General features: G+C 66.8%; 10 protein-coding genes. 6 read left to right on the forward strand and 4 right to left on the reverse strand.

All coding sequences use genetic code 11. The features are described from left to right. Positions 1 to 42: 42 nt before the first annotated feature. On the reverse strand, positions 43 to 2,946 hold the full coding sequence (locus tag LK540_RS23115) for a TonB-dependent receptor (RefSeq protein WP_229439752.1): 2,904 nt from the start codon (positions 2,944 to 2,946) through the stop codon (positions 43 to 45). Between the two features lie 564 nt (positions 2,947 to 3,510). Between LK540_RS23115 and LK540_RS23120 the strand changes: the two genes are divergently transcribed. From LK540_RS23120 to LK540_RS23130, 3 genes are read left to right on the forward strand one after another with little or no spacing between them, the layout of a single operon-like run. After that, positions 3,511 to 5,367 carry a glycoside hydrolase family 13 protein gene (locus tag LK540_RS23120; protein ID WP_229439753.1) on the forward strand — a complete coding sequence of 619 codons (1,857 nt, stop codon included), beginning with the start codon at positions 3,511 to 3,513 and terminating at the stop codon, positions 5,365 to 5,367. Then, positions 5,364 to 7,703, forward strand: coding sequence for an amylo-alpha-1,6-glucosidase (locus LK540_RS23125; protein ID WP_229439754.1), 2,340 nt, complete (start codon positions 5,364 to 5,366; stop codon positions 7,701 to 7,703). Before LK540_RS23120 ends, LK540_RS23125 begins: the two co-directional genes overlap by 4 nt. A gap of 11 nt (positions 7,704 to 7,714) precedes the next feature. Further along, the gene (locus LK540_RS23130) at positions 7,715 to 10,648 is read left to right on the forward strand and encodes an esterase (RefSeq protein WP_229439755.1); all 2,934 of its coding nucleotides are present in this window, start codon (positions 7,715 to 7,717) and stop codon (positions 10,646 to 10,648) included. Positions 10,649 to 10,840: 192 nt separating this feature from the next. On the opposite strand, the gene LK540_RS23135 is transcribed toward LK540_RS23130, so the two are convergent. From LK540_RS23135 to LK540_RS23145, 3 genes are all read right to left on the reverse strand, one after another. Further along, the gene (locus LK540_RS23135; protein ID WP_229439756.1) at positions 10,841 to 11,809 is read right to left on the reverse strand and encodes a diacylglycerol kinase family protein; all 969 of its coding nucleotides are present in this window, start codon (positions 11,807 to 11,809) and stop codon (positions 10,841 to 10,843) included. Between the two features lie 107 nt (positions 11,810 to 11,916). Beyond that, positions 11,917 to 12,441, reverse strand: a complete 525-nt coding sequence (locus tag LK540_RS23140) for a GNAT family N-acetyltransferase (RefSeq protein ID WP_229439757.1) — start codon at positions 12,439 to 12,441, stop codon at positions 11,917 to 11,919. Between the two features lie 64 nt (positions 12,442 to 12,505). Continuing rightward, positions 12,506 to 13,780 (reverse strand): amidohydrolase family protein, encoded by a 1,275-nt coding sequence (locus tag LK540_RS23145; protein ID WP_229439758.1) that lies wholly within the window; start codon positions 13,778 to 13,780, stop codon positions 12,506 to 12,508. A gap of 211 nt (positions 13,781 to 13,991) precedes the next feature. Between LK540_RS23145 and LK540_RS23150 the strand changes: the two genes are divergently transcribed. The 3 genes from LK540_RS23150 (at position 13,992) to LK540_RS23160 (ending at position 18,578) form a co-directional block, all read left to right on the forward strand. Beyond that, on the forward strand, positions 13,992 to 14,801 hold the full coding sequence (locus LK540_RS23150; protein WP_229439759.1) for a phasin family protein: 810 nt from the start codon (positions 13,992 to 13,994) through the stop codon (positions 14,799 to 14,801). A 227-nt stretch (positions 14,802 to 15,028) separates the two neighbouring features. Continuing rightward, positions 15,029 to 16,780 carry an ABC transporter ATP-binding protein gene (locus tag LK540_RS23155; RefSeq protein WP_229439760.1) on the forward strand — a complete coding sequence of 584 codons (1,752 nt, stop codon included), beginning with the start codon at positions 15,029 to 15,031 and terminating at the stop codon, positions 16,778 to 16,780. Further along, entirely contained in the window at positions 16,770 to 18,578 is a 1,809-nt protein-coding gene (locus tag LK540_RS23160; RefSeq protein WP_229439761.1) for an ABC transporter ATP-binding protein, read from the forward strand. Before LK540_RS23155 ends, LK540_RS23160 begins: the two co-directional genes overlap by 11 nt.

Here is an 18,578-nt window from a genome sequence, read left to right on the forward strand (position 1 = left end):
AGCCCGGCAGGGGTCGTTACTGTAACTCAGTTCAGGGTCAGCTTAGAACTTGTAGCTGGCGCCGAAGTGGTAGGTACGGCCGTAGTCGACGCGGTTGGTCGGGTTGCTTTCGTCGTCGGTGAATTCCAGGAACGGTTCGTTGTTCATGTTCTGCGCCTGGACGAACAGGCTCGTGCCCTTCAGCCAGCCGCTCTGGATCTCGTACGATGCCTGCAGGTCGACGATGGTCTCACCCTTGATGAAGGTCAGCTGGGTGTTGTCCTGGTAGTCCGACACCTGGCCCAGGAAGCTCGAACGCTTGCGTGCAGCAGCGGCGACCTGGAAGCCGTTCTTCTCATAGTACAGGCGCAGGTTCGACACTTTGCGCGACAGGCCAGGCAGCGGGATGCTGATGCCGTTGCCGGTCACGTTGGCGAAGCCTTCACGCGGCAGTTCGATGCTGCTCTTGGTGTCCGAGTGGTTGACCAGGATACCGAAGCCGTCGAGGTACTGGCTGACCATCGAGAACGGCAGGTTGACCGCCAGCTCGTAGCCCTTGATGTTGCCACCGCTGCCATTGCGCGGCTCGGTCAGGCGGCCGATGGTCGAACCGGCGTACTCGCCCGTCAGCGGCAGCGAGGTGCCCGGGGTGATGGTGTCGGCGAAGTCGTAGAAGCGCGAGGTACGGAAGATGTAGGTATCGAGCTTCTTGTAGAACAGCGCGGCACTGACGTAACCCTTGTTGCCGAAGTACTTCTCGTACGACAGGTCGAGTGCCTTGGCACGGAACGGCTTCAGGTGCGGATTGCCGCCGCTGCTGGTCAGGATCGACACGCCCTGCAGGTTGCCCAGGGTGACGTTCGAGCCGGCACGCAGGTCATCCAGGTTGGCGCGCGAGACCACCTTGGCCAGGCCGAAGCGCAGCATCTGGTCCTGGCCCAGGTCGAACGACAGGTTCAGGCTCGGCAGGACATCCCAGTACTTCTCGCCGTCGGTAACGCGCTTGCCTGGGCAGGTTTCGATGGTGTTGCCGGTGCACAGGCCGTTGTCGATCTGGTAGCCGCCGCCGGTCTGGTCGGTGTGGATGGCTTGCACGCCGACGTTACCGCGGTAAGGCAGGCCATACACGCTGCCATCCAGGTCGCCCATCAGGTAGGCGGTCGAGATGCGTTCCTTCACATCCCAGAACTTGTTCAGGATGTCGGCGTCGACCTTCGGCGCCAGCTGGTAGACGGTGCCGAGAGAGCCGCGCGGGTCCCAGGTCACGACGTTGAAGCCCGAGGCGCCGGCTGGTGCGACGCCGGTGCCTGGCACGTCGGTGAAGCCGTTCGGGTCGCCGCCGATGACGAGCAGACGGCCATCCTGGCCACTGCGGGCCTTGTCGCGCGCGGTGTAGTTGAAGCCGTAGGTGGTGGCGGTCAGCGGGCCCCATTCCATGGCCTTCTTGGCCGTCAGGCGGATCGCCTTGACTTCGTCCTCGACGTAAGGCTGGCCGAGATAGCCGGCCTGCGGCGACGCCGCGCCGCCGGACCAGCCCATGGTGTCGGTCAGCTTGACCGCGTTGCGGTCCGAGTAGTTCAGGCCCGGGGTGTATTTCACCTGGGTGACGTTGGCGCCATTGAAGCCGCTGAACGCCAGGGTATCCTGCTGGCCCGGCAGGGTGCCGGCCGTGGTTTCGTAGCGCGAACCCAGCTTGGTGGCTTTCGACCAGGTCAGGTCGGCCATCGTGGTCCAGTCGCCGAAGCGCAGTTCGTTGTTCCAGCCGATGGTCTTCAGGTCGTCTTCGGCGCCTTCGTAGTGGTTACGGACCACGCCCTTCCAGTTGGTGATGGTGCCGCTGGTGGCGACGCCGTTCGCAATGGTGGCGTTCGTCAGCACGTGCGGCAGCTCATAGGCGCCGCCGCCGTTGCCGGCCACGCCGCCTTCGAAGCCGGTTTTCTTCAGGCCGGTTTCACCAGCCGAGTAGAACAGGTCGACGGTCGACTTGAAGTTCTTGTTCGGACGGTACTGCAGCGAAGCAAAGGCGCCGTCGCGCTTGTGGTTGTTCTGTTCGGTGTCGTAGCCGAAGCCGTTCGGCACGGTGACGCTGGCGCCGTTGTAATCCATCGAGGCGGTGCCCCAGGAATTGAACTTCGACTGGCCGCCGCCGAGTTCGTCGTAGCGGGTGAAGCCCATGGCCACGCCGATGGTGCGGTTCGCGAACTGGTCGATGTACGACAGGGTGTAGCGCTTGCCGTCGCCTTCCGGCAGGCCGTCGCGCTGTTTCACGCCCAGCTGGCTCTTCTTGTAGCTGACGGCGACGGTGCGCTTGCCGAAGTCGAGCGGCTGCACGGTGCGCAGGTCGATGGTCGCGGCCAGGCCCTGGCCGATGACGCTCGCGTCCGGGGTCTTGTAGATGACGACGGAACCCATCAGTTCGGCCGGGAACAGGTCGAACTCAGGCGAACGGGCATTGCCGGTCGAGGCCATTTCGCGGCCGTTCAGCAGGGTGCCGTTGAAGCTTGGCGCCAGGCCGCGCACCGAGATGTCGGACGATTTGCCCGAGCTGCGGCCGCGCTGGGCCGACACGCCCGGCAGGCGCGCGATCGAATCGGCGACGCTCTGGTCCGGCAGCTTGCCGATGTCTTCGGCCGAAATGGCTTCGACGATCGACGTGGAATTCTTCTTGATCGAGATCGCCGCTTCGATACCGCGGCGGATACCGGTCACCCGGACGGTCGAGACCGGGGTGGTCGTGGTGCTGACGGTAGCGTCTTCGGCCGGTGGCACGGCGCTGTTCGGCGTGTTGTTGGTGGTGTCGGCCGTGGTTGCCGTCGTGGCAGCGCCGGTGGTGGCCGGTTGCTGTTCCTGGGCAAAGGCGCTACCGGCCAGTGCCATCAGGAAAACGGTGCAGCCGGCTGCAACCGGGCTCAGCGGGAATGCACGGTCTGCCGTGTTCGCAGCGCGCTTGTTTGCGAAGTTGTTCATTTGTCCCCTCAATAAACTATGTAATTTCCCGGAAACAGCTGGAGAGCCACGGCACGGGATCCAATTCCAACGCCTTTTTAGACGTTCTGGCAACAATTCTGTATTAAAACTAGATGCACTGTCAACGGGAGTTGCTCGGCACTACGCGATTCCGTAGCGTATGTTGCTATTGTATAGAATGAACAACAGAAGACGTTGTATTCCGGCTACAGAGCGCGGTATGCACGAGTGTAGTCGGACTACAAATTCGTATCTTTTCACCAAGTAGGTGCAAAAATGCACTATTGCGGTGCATTAACGTCGGCGGTGTTGCTTTGACGAAATATTCACTGGCTTTGCCAGACATGTGCGGTCTGGCCAACGAATGGCATCGATTTTTGGCTGTATGTACCTAAACTAGATACACGTCTGCGTTGTCCTGTGCATATCCCTATAGTATGCTTGGCACAATAATAGAGAGACAACCGGGCGTTCCCCACGCATCGGCCTAATAACTATGTAGCGAAACTACGACTTCCTCCCCTGCGCGCTCGCGCTTCCTTCACTTACCTCGCCCATTCCGCCATGAAGCCTTCCCTGATCAGTCTGTTCGTCGCCCTGAGCCTGTCCCATGCCGCCGCTTTTGCGGCCACTCCCGCGCCCGCCATCGACCACATGGAACCGCCCTTCTGGTGGACCGGCATGCAGCACAAGGGGCTGCAGCTGATGGTGCATGGCAAGGACATCGGCGGCATGCTGCCCACCATCGACTACCCGGGCGTGCGCCTGGTCTCGGCCACGCGTGTCGCCAACGGCAACTACCTGTTCCTCGACCTGGACATCGGCGCCGACGCCAGGCCCGGCCAGTTCGAGATCGTCTTCACGGGTGCTGGCCGCAGCGAGCGCCATCCCTACCGCCTGCTGGCGCGCGAGCCCGGCTCCGCCCAGCGCCAGGGCTTCACGACGAGCGACGCGATCTACCAGATCATGCCGGACCGCTTTGCCAACGGCCTGCCCGGCAACGACAGCGTCGCCGGACTGCTGGAAAAGGCCGACCGCAAGAACGGCGGCGGCCGCCATGGCGGCGACATCCAGGGCGCCATCGACCGCCTCGACTACATCGCCAACCTGGGCTTCACCCAGCTGTGGCCGACGCCGCTGGTCGAGAACAATGCGCCGGCCTACTCCTACCACGGCTACGGCGCCACCGACCTGTACAAGGTCGATGCCCGCTACGGCAGCAACGAAGACTTCGTGCGCCTGTCGGATGAAGCGAAGAAGCGCGGCATCGGCCTGATCCAGGACGTGGTGCTGTCCCACATCGGCATCAACCACTGGTGGATGAAGGACGTGCCGACGCCGGACTGGATCAACTTCGGCGGCAAGTTCGTGCCGACCCGCCACCACCACGTGGCCGTGCAGGACCCGTACGCCTCGAAGGCCGACAGCCAGAACTTCACTGCCGGCTGGTTCGTCGACACCATGCCCGACCTGAACCAGACCAATCCGCTGGTGGCGAATTACCTCATCCAGAACAACATCTGGTGGATCGAGTACGCCAAATTGTCCGGCCTGCGCATCGACACCTACGGTTACTCCGACGGCGCCTTCCTGACCGAATACACGCGCCGCCTGATGGCCGAGTACCCGAACCTGAACATGGTTGGCGAAGAATGGAACAACCGCCCGCCGGTGGTGGCGCGCTGGCAGCGCGGCAAGGTGAACCACGACGGCTACGTCAGCTACCTGCCCAGCCTGATGGACTTCCCGCTGATGCAGGCGATGCGCAATGGCCTGCAAAAGGAAGGCGGCAGCCTGAACGACGTCTACGAGACGCTCTCGCTCGACTACCTGTACCCTGAGCCGCAGAACCTGGTCCTGTTCGGCAGCAACCACGACATCGCGCGCATGTACAGCGCGGTCGGCGAAGACTTCGGCCGCTGGCGCATGAACATGGTGTTCCTGATGACCATGCCGCGCATCCCGCAGTTCTACAGCGGCGACGAGATCCTGATGACCAGCACCGTCAAGCGGCGCGACGACGCCAGCTACCGTGTCGACTTCCCCGGCGGCTGGGCCGGCGACAAGGTGAACGCGTTTACCGGCGCCGGCTTGACGAACCAGCAGCGCGCCGCCCAGGACCTGGTGCGCCAGCTCGCCACCTGGCGCAAGAACGAGCCCGTCATCCACAGCGGGCGCACCATGCAGTTCGGCCCCGAGGATAATACCTGGGTCTACTTCCGCTACAACGACAGCAAGCGCATCATGGTCGCCATGAACAACGGCGACAAGGCGGCAACGTTGGACACGGCGCGCTTCCAGGAGATGCTCAAGGGCGCCGCCGGCGGCAAGGACATCCTTACCGGCCGCCAGGTCGAACTGGCGACGCAGCTGAAGCTGGCGCCGAAGTCGGTGGTCGTCGTCGAACTGCCGGGGGCATGATGCAGGCGTCCCTTTCGCGCTCGATCCTGGCCCTGACCCTGCCTCTAACCTTGGCTTGCGCCTTCGGCAGCGCCGGCGCCGTCGAGAAGCCGGGTGTCGACGCCTTTTTCGCCGACATGGCAATCGAAGCCGCGCCCGGGCAGCAGGCGCGTTTTGTGGCCGGCGACAACCTGGCCGGCTACTTCGAAGGTTTTACGCACAGCTACGACAAGGGCGAAGGCTATGTGTTCAAGAGCGGCACGGTCTTCCATAACTACATGAGCTTCACGGGCGGCGTGCAGAACGACCGTACCCGCGCCGCCGAGGACGTGCTGCCCTGGGGCCACCGCGTGCGCTACGCGAACGGGGCCGTCGAGGAACTGGCGCTGCTGTCGAAAAAGCATGCGCTGGCCCTGCGCGTCACGAACGAAAAGGATGCCACGCTGGCGCTGCGTCCACTGCTGAAGACCGCCGGTGCGGTCACGCAGGCGGGCGGCATCGTCAGCGTGGCGCCGGGCGCGGGAGCGACCCAGTTCATGGCGCTCGCCGCCGACCGGCCGTTCACCCTGGGTACGGACCTGACCCTGGCCACCCAGGCCCCGGCGCGCTCGTTCACCGTGATCGCCGCCTTTGGCGCCACGCCTGAGGAAGCCGCGACGCGGGCGCGCGCGCTGGCGCGGGGCGATGCGATCGGCGCCGAACGCCAGGCGATGTACGAGGCCCTGACCCGCAGCTACCTGGCAACAAGCGACAAGGCCTACGACAAGGCGCTGAACTGGGCCAAGGCCTCGGCGCGCATGTTCGTAGTGAACGAATACGGCGCCGGCATCTGGGCCGGCCTGCCCTGGTTCCGCGAGAACTGGGGCCGCGACACCTTCATCGCCCTGCCCGGCACCCTGCTGGTGTCGGGCGAATTCGCCGACGCCAAGGCGGTGCTGGCCAACTTCGCGCGCTACCAGAACCTGCGCGAACCCCGCGACAAGGACTACGGCCGCGTGCCGAACCGCGTGTCTCCCGGCGAGATCATCTACAACACGGTGGACGGCACGCCCTGGATGCTGCGCGAGGCGATGGAATACATCCGCTATACGGGCGACCGCGCCTTTGCGCTTGACATGTACAAGCTGGCGGTGCCGTATGTCGAGGGCGCCATCGCCAATTACACCGATGCCGACGGCCTGCTGCGCCATGCGGCCTCCGACACCTGGATGGACGCGCGCATCGAGAACCCGACCCACCAGCCCTGGTCGGACCGCGGCCCGCATGCAGTCGAGATCCAGGCCCTGTGGCACACGGCGCTGCAAAGCGGCGCCACCCTCGCGGCCTGGGCTGGCGACGAAGCGCGGGCGCGCGCATGGACGGCGCTGGCGGACAAGGTGCAGGCCAGCTTCCTGAAACGCTTCTGGGATGGCAAGACGATGGCCGACCGCCTGCGCGCCGACGGCAGCCGCGACACCAAACTGCGCCCGAACGCGCTGATGCTGTCCTCGATCCCCTTCGGCGGGTTCGTGCCCGACGCCGTGCAGGCGCAGGTGCTCAAGCGCAGCGTGCCGGCGCTGCTCTACCCCTACGGCATCGCCTCGCTCTCGCAGGACGATCCATACTTCCACCCGCGCCACGAGAACCCGGCCTTCCACCACAAGGATGCGGCCTACCACAACGGCACCATCTGGGGCTGGAACGCCGGCTTCACGGTGACCGCCCTGAACCGTTTCGGCTACCAGGACCTGGGCTGGCAACTCACGCAAAACCTCGGGCAGCAAATCCTCGGCCTGGGCACACTCGGCAGCATGAGCGAGAACCTGGACGCCCTGCCGCGCGAGGATGGCAGCTTGTGGCCGACCGGCACCTTTGCCCAGTCGTGGAGCGTGGCCGAATACGCGCGCAACGCCTACCAGGATTACGTCGGCTTCCGCCCGGACCTGAGCGCCGACACCCTGGGCTTCGAGCCGGCCATCCCCACGCAGTGGAAGCGCTTCGGCGCAGCCCTGCCCTTCGGCGTGGATGAAGCGGTAGAGGTCGACTTCGAACGCGCGGACGGCGGCGAGCGCTGGACCTTCACGCTGCGCGGCAAGGCGGCGCGCACGCTGCGCATGGCCTACCTGAACCCCGACAAGAGCCGCTCGCAGGTCGCTTTTGCGCTCACGCCCGGCAAACCGGCGACACTGGCGATCGCCGGCAAGCGCGTGCTGCTGGACGGGCGCGCCCTGCCTGCGGAACCGGTACGCGCCTCGTACGCCGCCGCGATCGGGCCGCTGCATTTCGCGCAGCCCAGGGCTTACCGCCCGCAGGACTTCCCGATGCTGCAGGGGCGCGACGTCCTGCGCGGCATCGTCGAACGCAACGAATACCGCTGACAGGAACCCGCATGTCCTCACACCGCTGGCTGCTGGGTGCAGCCCTCTTCGCCAACACCATCTCCGCCGTCGCTGCCGACCCCGGCCCGCTGCGCCAGGAGTTCTACGTGCGCGGCGGCTTCAACGCCTGGGGCGTCGACAATCCCTTGCAGCACCAGGGCGGCGGCATCTACCAGGCCGACATCCTGGTCAGCCATGGCAACCACGGCTTCAAGATCGGCGACAAGGAGTGGAAGCAGGAATGGGTGCCGGATGCGGGCAAGAGCGTCGCCGTCAAGCCCGGCGCCACGCTGCCGCTCGAGACCCAGGCCGGCCCCGAGGCGACCCTGTTCGTGCGCAGCACCGGCACCTACCGCTTCACGCTCGACGCCCGCAATCCGCGGGCGCCGCAGCTGACCGTGACGCGCCTGGAAGACAAGGCAGCCGCAGCGGCGCCGGACCCGCATGCCGGCCGCACGCGCGTGTCGACGCTGGCCTGGCCGACCTGGGATGGCAAGCTTGAAGAGGCGCGCTTTTCGCTGGCCGATCCCGAGGCCCAGCTGCGCAGCTACACGCATTCCAGCACCATGCAGCTGCGCGACCCGGTGCCGCAGCACGCCACCTACTCTGAAACCGCCGACCGCCCCTACACCCGCAGCGGCAACCTCGCCTTCGACGCCCTGTTCGCGCTGGCGGGCAGCGAGATGGCCCAGGATGCCGTCAGCGCCATCAGGGATGGCAACTACAACGGCGGCGCGGCGATTCCCTGCGACTGCTTCGAGACCGGCGAGAAGTGGCATTACGTGTGGACGCGCGACCTGTCCTACGCGGCCGACCTGGGCCTGGCCCTGCTCGACCCGCAACGCGTGCGCAATTCGCTGGACTTCAAGCTGGCCGGCTGGCGTGCGGGCATCGCGCAGGCGCCGCAGGTGGCCGGCTCGGCGGACGGCCTGCAGATCGTGCAGGACACCGGCAGCGGCGGCAGCTGGCCGGTCAGCACCGACCGCATGACCTGGGCCTTCGCCGCCGAGGAAGTGCTGCGCACCCTGCCCCCGGCCGAACGCCAGGCTTTTGCGGCGAAGGCACTGAAGGCGCTGTCGAACACGATCGAGATCGACCGCGTCGCCGCCTTCGACCCGCAGGACGGGCTGTACACCGGCGAGCAAAGCTTCCTCGACTGGCGCGAGAACAGCTACGCCAGCTGGATCGTCGACGACCTGGCCTCGATGGCGAGCGCCAAGTCGGTGTCGACGAATGCCACGCACTACCAGGCGTTGCAGCTGGCGGCGCAGCTGGCGCGCGAACAGGGCGACGCGGCGCGCGCCGCGCGTTACGCGGGCTGGGCGGCCGAGCTGAAACAGGCCGTCAACGCCAAGCTGTGGCTGGCCGACGCCGGCATGTACAGCAGCCTCAGCGCCGCCCATTTCGACGGCGCCGCCATGCACAAGTTCGACTGGCTGGGGCAGTCGCTGGCGATCGTTACCGGCATTGCCGATGAAGCGCAGACGCGCAGCATCCTGGCGCGCTATCCGCACGGCCCGATGGGCCCGCCCGTGATCTGGCCCCAGCAGCAGGGCACGCCGGTCTACCACAACCGCGCGATGTGGCCCTTCGTGACCGGCTACGGCCTGAAGGCGGCGGTGCTGGGCAAGAATGCCAGCGTGGCCGATGCCGCCTACGAGTCATTGATGCGCGGCGCGGCCCTGAACATCTCGAACATGGAAAACCTGGAGTGGCTGTCCGGCCAGCCGCTGCTGCTCGACGAGCAGCATCCCGAGCTGATCGGGCCGGTGATCAATTCGCGCCGCCAGCTGTGGTCGGTCGGCGCCTACATCGGCATGGTGGTCGAGAACGTGTTCGGCGTGTCCGCCAGCGACGACGGGATCAGGCTGGCGCCTTTCGTCACCGCGAAACTGCGCCGCGAAACCTTCAGGGACAGCGATCAGGCCACGCTGCACAACCTGCGCCTGCGCGGCCAGCGCATCGGCGTGCGTTTGCTGCTGCCGCCGGCAAGCGGCAGCAAGGGCTACTACCAGGTCGCGGCCGTCCTGCACAACGGCCAGCCGTCCTCCGCCACCATCCCGTGGGCGGCGCTGCGCGACGGCGACATGATCGAGATCCGCCTCGGTGCACTGGTGGGCGGCGACAGCACGATCCGGCGCGTGAACGCCGATCCTTACGTGGAATCCCCGGCCGTGTTCGCCCCGCGCGAACCGCGCATCGAGACGCTGGAACGCGGCCTTGACGGCCGCGCGCGGCTGCGGATCGGCGCCGGCGAAGGGAGCGATGGAGCCAGCACCGGCGCCGCCACGGTCTACAACGTCTACCGCGACGGCAAGCTGGTGGCGGCCCGCGTGCCGGCCGGCGCCTGGACCGACCGCGAGGCCGCGCTGCACGCCTGCTATGCGGTGGAGGCGCAGTTCACCGGCTCCGGCAACCGCAGCCACCACAGCGTGCCGCGCTGCGTGGCGCCGGCCGTCGAGATCCCGGTCACCGACCCCCGCGTGCAGGCCAGCCTGAAGGTGACGCCCGCCGCCGGCCGCTACGCCGCGCCGCGCCTGGCCGACTGGGGCCAGCCGACGGACCGTTTCGAGGTGCGCGATATAGCAATCGGCGAACCCGGCGACTACCGCGTGCAAATCCGCTATCACAACGGCGCGAACCAGATCAACCTGGGCATCAGCAATGGCGTGAAGTGGCTGGCCGTGATCGACGCCCAGGGCCGGACCGTGGCGCAAGGCGTGGTCCAGCTGCCGCACGCGAAGTTCGACAAGCCGCACACGCCGACGGTGCTGTCGACGCCGCTGGCGGCCAGGCTGCAGCCCGGCGCCTACACCCTGCGCATGAGCGACTTCTACAACATGAGCTACCTCGACAGCAATGCCAGCTTCAGCGGCGCCGGCGGTAGCGGCGGCCCCTGGAACCGCGTCGACATCTTCGGCATCCGCCTGCAACGCGTGGAATAGCGCTCAAGCGGCGTCGCGCGATTCCGTAGGGTGGACTCCTGAGTCCACGCGGTCCACCCTACGCATGTCGATATATGGACCGTAAGCCCATAACGCGTACTGCAACGCTGTTCGCAAGCACTGCGGTGCACGAAGGCACGACCGCGTGGACTCAGGAGTCCACCCTACGCCCCCCGCCTGTTGGATAAAAAATCAGGCGGCGTCGCGCGAGTCGGCCTGGGCGTGCGGCGGCTTGAGCAGCGCCAGGCGCCCTTCCAGCACGCGGAATTCGAGAGGCATCTTCATGCGCGTGACCTCGCCGTCGGTGGCCACCTTCACGGTGCGCCGCGGCGACAGGCGCGCGTGCTTGACCGTCAGGCGCTTGAAGGAGAAGGCAATCACGTTCTCGGCCTCGCCCAGGCGGCCCAGGGCGCCGCGCAGCAGCAGGCCGAGCATGCCCAGCTTGCCGACGCGGCGCGGCGCGATGGCCGCCAGTTCGCCGTCTTCCAGCGCCGATTTCAAAGGTTCCATGCCGACCTGCTCCATCTGCAGGCGGTTGTTCCCGACAAACAGCGTGGGCGTGCGCAGCTTGCGCGTGTGGCCTTCGGTCTCGAGGGCGATGCGCAGCGCGCGGTGCCGGCCCAGCGCGGTCTTCAGCGCCGACAGGATGGCCACCACGCGGCTGCGCCCATACTGCTGCTTGTCGTGCTCGCGCGCTTCGAGCAGGGTGGGATACAAACCGACGCTGGCGTTGACCAGGAAAATGCGGTCGTTCAGCATGCCCACCTGCACCGGCTGCACGGTGGAGGTAAGCAGCGAGCGCACCGCCTCAGCCAGGTCTTCGGGAATGCCGTGGGTGCGGCCAAAGTAATTGAAGGTCCCCTGCGGCAGCACGCCGAACACGCAGCCCTGCAATACCGCCTGGTGCGCCACGGTGTTGATGGTGCCGTCGCCGCCGGCCGCCACCAGCACGCCGTCGTTGTCCTTGGCCTGCTGCGCCATGCGGCGCGCGGTGTCGGCCAGGTCGGCGGCGTCTTCCACGATCTCGAGATGGCAGGTGCGGCCGGCTTCGCCCAGCACGTCGCGGATGGTCGAGCAGCGCAGCTCGGTCTCGGAATGACCGGAGCCGGCGTTGAGCACCACGTAGAAGGCAGCGTTCTTGTCTGGCTCGAGGTTCGGCATGGAATGAAACTTTCGATAAAAGGGTCAGGTCGACCTCTTCATCGTATCACCGCGCCATGGCTCGTCCGTGCTGCACCGCACAGAGTGCGAAGCGGTGTCGGGCGCGCTTATTCGTCGGTGGTGGGCCAGTGGTCCGGGTCCTGCAACAACTGGTACATCACATACGCATCGACATAGCCCAAGCGCCGGTGGCGGAAGGCTTTCGGCAGCGTGCCGACGATCGAGAAGCCGAGCTTTTTCCAGAGCATGACGGCGGCCGTGTTGGTGCTGACCACGTAGTTGAACTGCATGGCCAGGTAGCCCTGGCGGCGCGCCTCGTCCAGGCTGTCCTGGCCCATCAGGCGGCCCACGCCCACGCCCTGCGCCGTCGGGCTGACCATGTAGGAAGCGTTCGCCACATGGTGGCCGCGCCCGAGCTGGTTCGGCACCACCCGGTACATGCCGAGCACGCGCGCGCCGAGCACGGCCACGCGCGTGGTCACGTTGGCGCCCAGCCAGTAGGCATGCGCGGCGTCGCGCGAGGTATCTGCCGCAAAGGGGTAGGTTTCCCCGGCGGCGACGTGGGCGCTGAAGATGTTCCACATCGCGTCGAAATCGGCGCTGGTGGCGGGGCGGATCTGGATATCTTTCACGGCTCGGCTGGAAACTTATCAAAAACTACATGGGCTGGGGATTCTAGCACCGGCTCCCGCCGATTCAGCGTCCGATTCGAAAGTCGACGCTCGCGGGCCGCCCGGGCAGGTGCAGGGCCGCGCGCATGGACGGCGCTTCGGCCACCACCTTGCCGCGCCGCACCACGAGCCGGCGCGCGGCGCGCAGGCGGATCGCCTCCACCGGCGTGGCGGCGTCGAGCAGCACGAAGTCGGCATGGCAGCCCGGCGCCAGGCCATAGCCTTCCAGGCCGAGGATGCGCGCCGGGGTAGAAGTGACGGCCTCGAAACAGGCGCGCATGCCCTCCTGCCCGGTCATCTGGGCCACGTGCAGCCCCATGTGAGCCACTTCCAGCATGTCGCCGGAACCCAGGCCGTACCAGGGGTCCATCACGCAGTCGTGGCCAAAGGCGACGTCGATGCCGGCGGCCAGCAACTCGGGCACGCGGGTCATGCCGCGCCGCTTCGGGTAGGTGTCGTGGCGGCCCTGCAGGGTGATGTTGATGAGCGGGTTGGCGATCGCCGCCACGCCGGATTCGCGCATCAGCGGCAGCAGCTTGCTCACGTAATAATTGTCCATCGAGTGCATCGATGTCAGGTGCGAGCCGGCCACCCTGCCCTGCATACCGAGGCGCCAGGTTTCATATGCCAGGGTCTCGATGTGGCGCGACAGCGGATCGTCGGTCTCGTCGCAATGCATGTCCACGCGCAGGCCCTGTTCGGCCGCGAATTCGCACAGCAGGCGCACCGACTCGGCGCCCTGCGCCATGGTGCGCTCGAAGTGCGGGATGCCGCCGACCACGTCCACGCCCATGCCGATCGCGCGCTTCAGGTTGTCGAAGGCGCCGGGGCTGCGCAGCAGGCCGTCCTGGGGAAAGGCGACCAGCTGCAGGTTGATGTACGGCGCCACGCGGCGCTTCACGTCGAGCAGGGCCTCGACCGCCAGCAGGCGTTCGTCGCAAACGTCGACGTGGGTGCGGATCGCCAGCAGCCCGCGCGCCACGGCCCAGTCGCAATACTGCATCGCGCGCTCGACCAGGGCGTCCTGGACCAGCTGCGGCTTGAGTTCGCCCCACAGCGCGATGCCTTCCAGCAGCGTACCGGATGCGTTAACGCGCGGCATGCCATAGCTGAGGGTGGAATCCATGTGGAAATGGGCGTCGACAAAGGGCGCGCTGGCCAGGTCGCCGCCGGCATCGATCTCGCGCGCGCCCTGCACGACCAGCGCCGGGCCGAGGGCGGCAATGCGGCCGTCTTGCACGGCGATATCGATGCCGGTGCGTCCGTCCGGCAGGCTGGCATTGCGCACAACAAGGTCCATGGCCACTCCTCAGTCTGGTCGAAATCATTGTAGCCATTTCCCTGCTCATGCAAAGGACATTAGCGTGTCACTTTGTAACAGTGCTGCAGTGCAAGATTGTATGGATACGACAACGCGCCGGCTGAGGCAGATTGTGCTTTCCAACACTCTGCAACAGGTCTACACTGGCCGGATGTTGCAGTGCGCCATAACCGAACGATAAGGAATACCGATGACTTCACTTCCAGAACAGTTCCAAGCAGCACGCCAGACCCAGCTCGACCGCCAGTTCGCCTTCCTGCGCAGCCTGGGCGACGGTGTACTCGACCGTACCAGCCGCGTATTCGCGCTCAATCTCGACCTGTCGCGCGCCACCGCCGAGCATTCCTCGAACGCCATGCGCCAGTTGCTGGCCGTGCGCGATCCGCGCGACCTCCTGACCATCGGCGCCCAGTCGCAGCGCCAGCTGCGCACCCTGTTCGACTACGGCCACGAGCTGTTCAACATTGCCGCCGGCCTGCGCGGCGCGGCCCTGCAAACGTATGCGGTGGAAGCGGCGGCGGATGCGCCGGCACTGGCCGCGCCGCTCGCATTGGCCGAATCGATTGCAGAATCGGCTGCGGAACCGGTGGCGGAAAGCGTGCAGCAGGCAATGGCGGCGAGCGAGACGTTCGTCAATGCTGCAGCTGAAGCCACGGCCGAGCGCAACGCCAGCCCTGTGGGCGAGGCTACCGCGCCGGATACCGCCGCCGCCCCCGTCTCGGTGTCCGCCGCCGACGTCGTCCTCGATCCCATCGCCGTGTCCGACATCGTCCCGCCGGTCGAGCCGACCCCGATCGCCAGGGCCACCAGCGACATCCTCGACGTTCCGCTGGCGCCGCCGCACCCGGTTGCCGCCAGCGTGCCGGTCGACGTCGACGTCGAGATCGAACTGCCGAAGGTGGAGCCGATCGAGGCCACGCCGCCAGTTGCCGCGCCGTCGAACGGCGCGCCGAAGGTCACCGAGATTCGCAGCGGGCGTGGCCGCAAGAAGAACAGCTGAGCGCTCAATCGCTAGAACACAAGGCGCCTGAGACAGCCTTCAGGGAAGGGATGCGGCCACCCGACGCAGCGTCGAAGACAGTACGTGAGTACGGCGAGACGGTGCAACCCAGCCATGAAGGCTGTGTCAGGCGCCTGGCAGGCGCGCTGCGCCGCTCCGGCAAAGAAAGTAGACTAGCGGGCTTCGGCCCGCTTTCTTTTTCGCGGGCGGCAATGCAAGGAATTCCCATGAGTTTAGCGAGTTTGGTGACCGGCTTCGTGCGCCGCCACTGGAAAGCCTACGCGGCATCCGCGGTGATGCTGGTCGGCGTGGCGGTGTGCAGCATCCTGGTGCCGCGCAAGGTCGGCGCCATGATCGACGGCCTGGCCGCGCACACGCTGTCGCAGCGCGACCTGATGATCGGCATCGCCGAGCTGCTGGCCCTGGGCGTGGCGATCTACGTGCTGCGCGTGTGCTGGCGCATCCGCCTGTATTCGGCGGCCTACCGCCTGGGCGTGGAGCTGCGCATGCGCCTGTATGCGCGTTTGTCCGCACAGGGCCCGGCCTTCTACCAGAAGCAGCGCACCGGCGACCTGATGGCGCTCGGCACCAACGACATCGACGCCATCGAGATGGCCGCCGGCGAAGCCATGCTGGCCGGGTTCGACGGCACCCTGACCCTGGTGATGGTGCTGGGCGTGATGCTGCTCGGCGTCGACTACCGCCTGGCCCTGATCGCCCTGCTGCCCTTCCCGCTGATGGGCCTGGCCTTCTGGTATATCTCGCGCCACATCCACACCGCCGAAACCGATTCACTAAAACGCTTCTCCGACCTGAACGACCAGGTGCAGGAATCGCTGTCGGGCGTGCGCACTCTGCGCGCCCTGGGCCTGGAAGCGCGCAGCGCCGCGCAGTTCGGCGAGCTGGCGGGTAAAGCCTCCGCCGCCAGCCTGGCCGCCCAGAAATGGGAAGCGGCCTACGAGCCGGCCGTCGGCCTGACCCTCACCGCGGCCAGCACGCTGACCCTAGGCCTGGGCGGCTACCTGGTCTGGCAGAACCAGCTGACCATCGGCGCCCTGACCAGCTTCACCATGTACCTGGGCCAGCTGATCTGGCCGATGTTCGCGGCCGGCTGGGTGCTGTCGCTGATCGAACGTGGCCGCGCCGGCCTGGCGCGTTTGCAGCCGATGCTGGACGCGCCACTCACCGTGGTCGACGAAGGCCGCCTCGACGCCATACAGGATGGCCCGCTGGTGCTTCGCGATGTCAGCTTCACCTATTCCAGCGCATCCCAACCCGCCCTGGACAAGGTGTCGGTGGCCCTGCGCCCCGGCATGACCCTGGGCCTGGTCGGCCCGACCGGCGCCGGCAAGTCCACGCTCCTGCGCGTGCTGCTGCGCCAGGCCGAGCCGCAACAGGGAACGGTGACCTGGGGCGGTCACCCGCTGCCCGACTACCGCCTGGCGGCGCTGCGTGCGGCTACCAGCTGGGTACCGCAGGAATCCTTCCTGTTCTCGGCCAGCATCGCCGAGAACATCGCCCTCGCCCGCCCCGGCGCCAGCCGCCTGGAAGTCGAGGAAGCGGCAAAGATGGCGGCGATCCACGACGACATCCTGCGCTTCCCGCAGGGCTACGACACGCCGGTCGGCGAAAAGGGCATCACGCTTTCGGGCGGCCAGCGCCAGCGGGTGGCGATTGCCCGTTCGCTGCTGGCCGACAGCTCGCTGCTGCTGCTCGACGACGCGCTGTCGGCGGTGGACACCGGCACCGAGACCAACATCCTGGAGCACCTGAACGAACTGCGCGCCTCGCGCCCGGAACTGACCGCCATCATCGCCAGCCACCGCCTGTCCGCCGTGGTGAACGCCGATTTGATCGTGGTGCTGAAGAATGGCCGCGTGGTCGAATCCGGCAGCCACGACACCCTGCTGGAACTGGATGGCTGGTATGCCAGCCAGTGGCGCTATCAACAACTGGAGGCGAGCATCGATGCAAGCTGAAAAATCGAAGACCGTCGAAAAGGCCGGACGCGCCGAAGCCAAGCGCGCCGCCGCCCTGCTGCGGCGCGCCGCCTGGCCCGACATCCGGCACCTGAAATGGGCCACCTTCTGGCTGGTCATTGCGGCCGCGCTGGAAGTGGTCGGCCCCATTCTCGGCAAGGCCCTGATCGACGACCACCTGGTGCCGCGCCATGCCGACTGGACGCGCATGGCCCTGCTGCTGGGCGGCGTATTGATCACCGGCTGGCTCTCGACCTGGCTGCGCTACCTGCAGCTGGTGCGCCTGTCCGGCCTGGCGATGCGCTCGGTGCAGCGCCTGCGCGAATGGGTGTACGGCCACGTGCTGCGCCTGCCGATGGCCTTCTTCGACCGCGCCATCACCGGCCAGCTGGTCAGCCGCGTGACCAACGACACCGAGGCGGTGAAGAAGCTCTACATCCAGGTGCTGTTCTCCATCCTCGACAGCACCATCGTTTTGCTCGGCACCACGGTGGCCATGGCCTGGCTCGACTGGCGCCTGATGATCATCGTGCTGGCCCTGCTGCCGGCGGTGCTGGTCATCGTCTGGCTCTACCAGCGTTTGTCGGGGCCGGCGGTAACGCGCGCACGCGCCCTGCGCAGCGACATCAACGGGCAGATGGCCGAATCGATCGGCGGCATGAGCGTGCTCCAGGCCAGCAACGCGGCGGGCCGCTTCGGCGAGCGCTTCGCGCATACCAACGAGGGCCATTACCAGTCGCGCATCGCCGAGATCCGCGTGAACGCCTTCCTGCTGCGCCCCGCGCTCGATTTGCTGAACGTGGTGCTGCTGGCGGTGGTGATCTTCGCCTTCGGGCGGCGTGAGATCGGCGCGGTGGAAGTCGGTATCCTGTACGCCTTCATCAGCTACATCGCGCGCGTGGTCGAACCCCTCATCCAGATCACGATGCAGTTCAGCGGCCTGCAGCAGGCGGTGGTGGCGAGCGCGCGCGTGGAGGCGCTGCTGGCCGAAGCCGGCGCCGCCGAACACGCGGCCGGCCGCACGGGCGGCACGCGCATGGCGGCATCGAAGGATGCGCCGGCAGTGCGGGTGAAGAACCTGACCTTTGCCTACGTGCCGGGCCAGAACGTCCTGCACGACATCTCGCTCGACATCCCGCAGGGCGCCTTCTACGGCATCGTCGGCCACACCGGCAGCGGCAAGTCGACCCTGCTGTCGCTGCTGCTGCGCTACTATAGCGCCGAGCGGGAGAACGGCGAAGGCACGATCGAGATCTGCGGCGAACCGATTGCCGGCATCGACAACGAACGCTTCCGCAACGAAGTCGGCCTGGTGCCGCAAGACCCCTTTATCCTGGCGGCGTCGGCGCGCGAGAACATCGACATGGGGCGCGGGCTGCCGCTGGAACGCATCGAAGCGGCGGCGCGCGCGGCCCACGCGCACGACTTCATCGCGGCGCTGGAAAACGGCTACGACACCTCGCTCGGCGAAGGCGGCTCGCGCCTGTCCTCGGGACAGAAGCAGCTGATCGCCATCGCCCGCGCCTTGGCCGGCGAGCCGCGCATCCTGCTGCTCGACGAAGCCACCTCGCGCATCGACAGTGCCACCGAGCAGATCGTGCAGCAGGCGCTGGAGGAAGTGCGCGGACGGGTGACCATCATCGCCATTGCGCACCGCCTGTCGACCATCCGCGACGCCGACCGCATCGTGGTGCTGAACCATGGGCGCATTACGGAATCGGGGCCGCACGAGGAACTGATGGGGATCGAGGGTGGCCTGTACCAGCGGCTGTATCTGCTGCAGCAGCTGGCGGTATAG

The organism is Massilia sp. IC2-278 (genome assembly GCF_020708045.1).
Lineage (GTDB): Bacteria > Pseudomonadota > Gammaproteobacteria > Burkholderiales > Burkholderiaceae_D > Telluria.